The 5,781-nt window shown below is 73.2% G+C and carries 4 protein-coding genes and 1 pseudogene; 1 reads left to right on the forward strand and 4 read right to left on the reverse strand.

Annotation, left to right across the window (positions count from 1 at the left end; genetic code table 11):
* The 3 genes and pseudogenes from NH602_RS27350 to tkt form a co-directional block, all read right to left on the reverse strand.
* Window positions 1-763, reverse strand: a pseudogene (locus NH602_RS27350) (hypothetical protein); the annotation flags it as partial.
* Complete coding sequence (tal, locus tag NH602_RS27355; RefSeq protein ID WP_179762667.1) at window positions 764-1,873, reverse strand: transaldolase; 1,110 nt, start codon at window positions 1,871-1,873, stop codon at window positions 764-766.
* 31 nt (window positions 1,874-1,904) lie between these two features.
* A complete protein-coding gene (gene tkt / locus NH602_RS27360; protein WP_253069295.1) occupies window positions 1,905-4,031 on the reverse strand; it encodes a transketolase in 2,127 nt (708 codons plus the stop codon).
* 511 nt (window positions 4,032-4,542) lie between these two features.
* Between tkt and NH602_RS27365 the strand changes: the two genes are divergently transcribed.
* Window positions 4,543-5,463 (forward strand): heme o synthase, encoded by a 921-nt coding sequence (locus NH602_RS27365; RefSeq protein WP_083658454.1) that lies wholly within the window; start codon window positions 4,543-4,545, stop codon window positions 5,461-5,463.
* Between the two features lie 4 nt (window positions 5,464-5,467).
* Here the strand turns inward: NH602_RS27365 and NH602_RS27370 are convergent.
* Window positions 5,468-5,781 (reverse strand): amidase family protein (locus NH602_RS27370; RefSeq protein WP_253069296.1); only part of this gene is annotated, 314 nt, incomplete at its 5' end.

Genomic DNA, 5,781 nt, shown 5'->3' on the forward strand with positions numbered 1-5,781 from the left:
AGCGCTCGGCGGCGACGGCGTCGCCCAGGACGGCGGGCACGTCCGCCCCGGCGAGCCCCGCGGGGACCAGCCCGAGCGGGCCCAGCACGCCGAAGCGGCCCGGCACGTCCGCGTCGAGGGTGACCACGACCGGGCCGGGGTCGCCGGGTGTGTCCAGCGGTGAGCCGGGCTCGGTCAGGTGCACGGTGCGCGCGGCGAGGGCGTCGGCGCCGACCTCCTCGGCGATCGCGGCGGCGACCACCCGGGTGACGGCCGCGACGACGGGGTCGGTGCCCGCCGCGTCGGCGACGACGAGGACGGTCTCGGCGAGCTCCCCGGACAGCGCCTCCGCGACCTGCACCGGGTCCGCGGAGTCCAGTGCGGTCAGCCGGGCCCCACCCGGGTCGGTGCCGGCGACGACGCGGGCCGCGGCGACCGCGTCGGGCGTACCGACGAGCAGCACCCGGTGCGCACCGGCGACGGCGAACCGTTCGCGCAGCGCGGCGACCTGCCCGGCGAGGGGCCGGCTGCGGGCGGCGAGCCCGGTCCAGCCGGTACGGGGCGGGGTCCCCGCGGCGCGGGGCCCCCAGACACTGGGGTCGGCGTCGGCGAGCCGGGAGGCGACGGTCTCGCCGGCCAGCTCGGCGGCGATCCGCCGGGCCGCTCCGGCGAACGGCTCACCGGCGAGCCGCACCCGCACCGGGGACGGTGCGGATGCGGACGGGCCGCCGGTGGCGGCGGAGCCGAGGTCGGCCCCGTCGCCACCGGGAGTGGCCTCGTTCAACTACTTCGCGGAGTCGAGCTGGCCGCGGACGGTGTCCTGCAGCTCGGTCCAGGACTTCTCGAACTTCTCGACGCCCTCGTTCTCCAGGGTGAGGAACACGTCGTCGAGGTCGATGCCCTGGCCCTCCAGGTCGGTGAAGACCTGCTGCGACGCCCCGGCCGTGTCGGTGACCTTGTCCCCGTCGACCTCACCGTGGTCGGCGAAGGCCAGCAGGGTCTTCTCCGGCATCGTGTTGACGGTGTTGTCCACGACCAGCTCGGACACGTACAGCGTGTCCGGGTAGTCCGGGTTCTTCACCCCGGTGGAGGCCCACAGCGGGCGCTGGGCGTGCGCACCGTGGGCCGCGAGGGCGTCCCAGCGGGCACCGGAGAACGCGTCGCGGTAGGCGGCGTAGGCCAGCCGCGAGTTCGCGACGGCCGCCTTGCCACGCAGGCCGAGCGCGGCGTCGCCACCGATCTTCTCCAGCCGGCCGTCGATCTCGGAGTCCACCCGGGACACGAAGAACGAGCCGACCGAGTGGATCCGGGACAGGTCCTGCCCGTTCGCCTTCGCCTGCTCCAGACCGGTCAGGTAGGCGTCCATCACGAGCTTGTAGCGCTCGACGGAGAAGATCAGCGTCACGTTGACGCTGATGCCCTCGGCGGTGGCCCGGGTGATGGCCGTCAGGCCCTCCTCGGTCGCCGGGATCTTGACCAGCAGGTTCGGCCGGTCGACGGCCTTGAAGAGCTCGCTCGCCTGCGCGGCGGTGCCCTCGGTGTCGTGTGCGAGGCGCGGGTCGACCTCGAGCGACACCCGGCCGTCGACGCCACCGGTGCGCTCCCAGACGCCGGAGAACACGTCGCAGGCGTGCTGGACGTCGGCGACGGTGATCTCGCGGATCGCGGTGTCGATGTCGGCACCGCGGGCGGCCAGCTCGCGGACCTGCTCGTCGTAGGCGGCGCCGTCGGACAGCGCACCGGCGAAGATCGTCGGGTTGGTGGTCACCCCGACGACGTGCTTGTCCTCGATCAGGGCGGCGAGGTTGCCGCTGGTCAGGCGCTCCCGGGACAGGTCGTCGAGCCAGATGGACACCCCGGCCGCGGACAGTGCAGCCAGTCGATCGTTGCTCATGATTCTCTCCTTGCGATCGGGTGCCGTCGGTTCAGGAGGACTTCTCGGTCGCGGCGAGGGTCTCCCGCGCGGCCGTGGCGACGGTGTCGGCGGTGAAGCCGAACTTCTCGAACAGGGTGGCCTGGTCGGCGCTGGCACCGAAGTGCTCGATCGACACCGACCGGCCGAGCTCACCGACGTAGCGGTACCAGGGCATCGCGATGCCGGCCTCGACCGAGACACGGGCCGTGACCGCGGTCGGCAGGACAGACTCCCGGTACTGCTCGTCCTGGGCCTCGAACCACTCGACGCACGGCATCGAGACGACCCGGGTGCCGACGCCCTCGCCCTCGAGCTGCTCGCGGGCGGCCAGCGCCAGGTGCAGCTCGGAGCCGGTGGCGATGATGATCACCTGCGGGACGCCGGACGCGGCCTCGGCGATGACGTAGCCACCGCGGGCGACGCCCTCGGCGGAAGTCCCGGCGACGGTCGGGACGTTCTGCCGGGTCAGCGCGAAGCCGATCGGGCCGCCGTCGGGCCGCTCCAGAGCGGCCTTCCAGGCGTAGGCGGTCTCGTTGGCGTCGCCGGGGCGCACCATCGACAGGCCGGGAATGGCCCGCAGCGCGGCGAGGTGCTCGATCGGCTGGTGGGTCGGGCCGTCCTCGCCCAGGCCGATCGAGTCGTGCGTCCACACGTAGATCGGGTTGGTCTTCATCAGCGCGGCCAGCCGGACGGCGGGGCGCATGTAGTCGGAGAAGACGAGGAACGTGCCGCCGTAGACCCGGGTCGGGCCGTGCAGCGAGATGCCGTTGAGCACCGCGCCCATGGCGTGCTCGCGGACACCGAAGTGCAGCGTGCGGCCGTAGGGGGAGGTGGTCCACATACCCGTCGACGCCGACTTGGGCCCGAAGGAGTCGGCGCCCTTCATCGTGGTGTTGTTCGACTCGGCCAGGTCGGCCGAGCCGCCCCACAGCTCGGGCAGCACCTCGGCGAGAGCGCCGAGCACGGCACCGGAGGCCTTCCGGGTGGCCATGCCCTTCTCATCGATGTCCCAGTGCGGCAGGGAGTCCTCCCAGCCGTCCGGCAGCCGGCCCGCCTTCAGCCGCTCCAGGAGCTGCTTGCGCTCGGGCTCGCGCTCCGCCCACTCGTCGAAGGTGCCCTGCCAGGAGTCGTGCGCGTCGCGCGAGCGCTCGCCGACCGCGCGGGTGTGGGCGAGCACGTCGTCGTCGACGTCGAACTCCTTGTCCGGGTCGAAGCCCAGGACCCGCTTGACCTCGCGGACCTCGTCGTCGCCCAGCGCGGAGCCGTGCGCGGCCCCGGTGTTCATCTTGTTCGGCGACGGGAAGCCGATCACGGTCTTCAGCACGATGATCGACGGGCGCCCGGTCTCGGCCTTCGCTGCCTCGAGCGCGGCGAGGATGCCGGTGACGTTCTCGCCGCCGTCGACGACCTGGACGTGCCAGCCGTAGGACTCGTACCGCTTCGCGGTGTCCTCGTTGAAGGCGATGTTGGTGTCGTCCTCGATGGAGATCTCGTTCGCGTCGTAGATCACCGTGAGGTTGCCCAGCTCCTGGCGACCGGCCAGCGACGACGCCTCGGAGGTGACGCCTTCCTCGATGTCGCCGTCGGAGGCGATCACGTAGATCTGGTGGTCGAACGGCGAGGCACCCTCGGGGGCGTCCGGGTCGAACAGGCCGCGCTCGCGGCGGGCCGCGATCGCCATGCCGACGGCCGAGGACAACCCCTGGCCCAGCGGGCCGGTGGTCATCTCGACGCCGCGGGTGTGGCCCCACTCCGGGTGGCCCGGGGTCAGCGAGCCCCACTTCCGCAGCTGCTCCAGGTCCTCCCGCTCCAGGCCGTAGCCGGCGAGGAAGAGCTGGATGTAGAGGGTGAGGCTGGAGTGCCCGGCGGACAGGACGAACCGGTCACGGCCCATCCAGTCGGGGTCGGCCGGGTCGTGCCGCATGACGCGCTGGAACAGCGTGTACGCCAGCGGGGCCAGGCTCATCGCGGTGCCGGGGTGTCCGCTGCCGCACTTCTGGACCGCGTCCGCGGCCAGTACACGGACGGTGTCCACGGCCCTGCGGTCGAGGTCGGTCCAGTCGTCGGGGACGTGCGCGCGGGTGAGCGCGGCGACGGCGCTGTCCCCGGCGTGGGGGGACGTAGCGGTGTCGGACAAGGCGATGGCTCCTGTACTCGCGTCGACGAATGTCGGTCTGCCGGTCGTGGATCCGGATGCCCGCCCGGTGGTCGCGGCCGTTCCGGTGGCGGCGACGTCGGCGGGTGTGTGGTGCGACCCGGATCACCTGGCGGCATCGTCGCCGCCCCGACGCGGAACACCCTACTGCTCACGCCCGCGGCCTGCGGCTTTGCGCCTCGTGGCGATCGGCCGACCGGGCCGCCGGTGACGGCGTACCCGGCGGGCCCGCGACGCATGCCACCGGTTAGCATCGACGCGCTGTAGAACTAGGGAGGTCGCCACCGCGGCGACCACCCCGTGTCCACGGCACCGAGCCGGTGCGGCCCCTCGGGCGGCGCGGCACGGGATCACTACGTCGAACCGAGCGAGGTACGGACAGGTGAGCGCACCCGCGTCAGGGCGGAGCCGGGCCGACGAGGCCGGGATCCCGGCCGAGCACGTCCCGGCCGGACCGGACGCCGCGCCGGCGGCGACGCCCCCCGCGACGACCGTGGTGGTGCCGGCGGCACCGGTCGGGCGTCTCGCGCGCGTCCGCGCCACGGTGGCGGCGTATCTGGGCCTGACCAAGACGCGGATCATCGAGCAGCTGCTCGTGGTCACCGTGCCCGCCATGTTCCTGGCCCAGCGCGGTGTGCCGTCGCTGTTGCTGATCGCGGCCACCCTGGTCGGCGGCGCGATGGCCGCGGCCGCGGCGCACGCGCTGAACTGCGTCGTCGACGCCGATATCGACCAGAAGATGGCGCGCACCGCCCGCCGCCCGCTGGCGAGGGGACAGGTCCCCACCCGCAACGCGCTGGTGTTCGGCCTGGTCCTGGCCGCGCTGAGCTCGGTGTGGCTGGGTCTGACCACGAACTGGCTGGCCGCCGTGCTGTCGCTGGCGGCGATCGCGTTCTACGTGCTCGTGTACACGATGCTGCTCAAGCGGCGGACCTCGCAGAACATCGTGTGGGGCGGCGCCGCGGGCTGCATGCCGGTGGTGATCGGCTGGGCCGCGGTGACCGGCACCGTCGAGTGGCCCGCGCTGGTCATGTTCGGTGTGATCTTCTTCTGGACGCCGCCGCACTTCTGGGCGCTGGCGATGCGCTACCGCGAGGACTACGCCGCCGCCGGGGTGCCGATGCTCCCGGTCGTGGCGCCCGCGCCGGCGGTGTCGGTGCGGATCGTGGTCTACAGCTGGGTGATGGTGGCCTGGAGCCTGCTCCTGCTGCCGGCGACGTCGTGGGTGTACCTCGCGGTGGCGCTGCTCGGCGGTGCGTACTTCGTGTTCCGGGCGCACCGGCTGCACCACCAGGTGAAGTCCGGCGGCGAGATCTCCCCGATGCCGCTGTTCCACCTGTCGAACATCTACCTGTGCGTGCTGTTCGCGGCGATCGCCGTCGACGCCGCGCTGGGGCTGCCGGTCCTGTTCTGACCGGTCACCCACGGCCCGGCGCGGGGGCGACGGCCGCGGGCGGGACCACCCGCTCGACCAGGTCCAGCAGCGCCGCATCCGCCCCGTGCCGGGCGACGATCTGCAGCCCGACCGGGCAGCCGTCGGGTCCGGTACCGGCGGGAACGCTCACCGCCGGGTGGCCGGACAGGTTGAACGCCCACGTCAGAGCCACGTTCATCCGGCCGCCGGGACCGTCGTGGCCGTGCGGGCCGGCGGGCGTGGTCGGGGTCAGCAGCAGGTCCGCCGCCGCGAACACCGTGGCGGGCACGGCCTCGCCGGGTGTCCGCGGCGCGGCTC

Origin of the sequence: Pseudonocardia sp. McavD-2-B (assembly GCF_024124365.1) — a bacterium.
Lineage (GTDB): Bacteria > Actinomycetota > Actinomycetes > Mycobacteriales > Pseudonocardiaceae > Pseudonocardia > Pseudonocardia alni.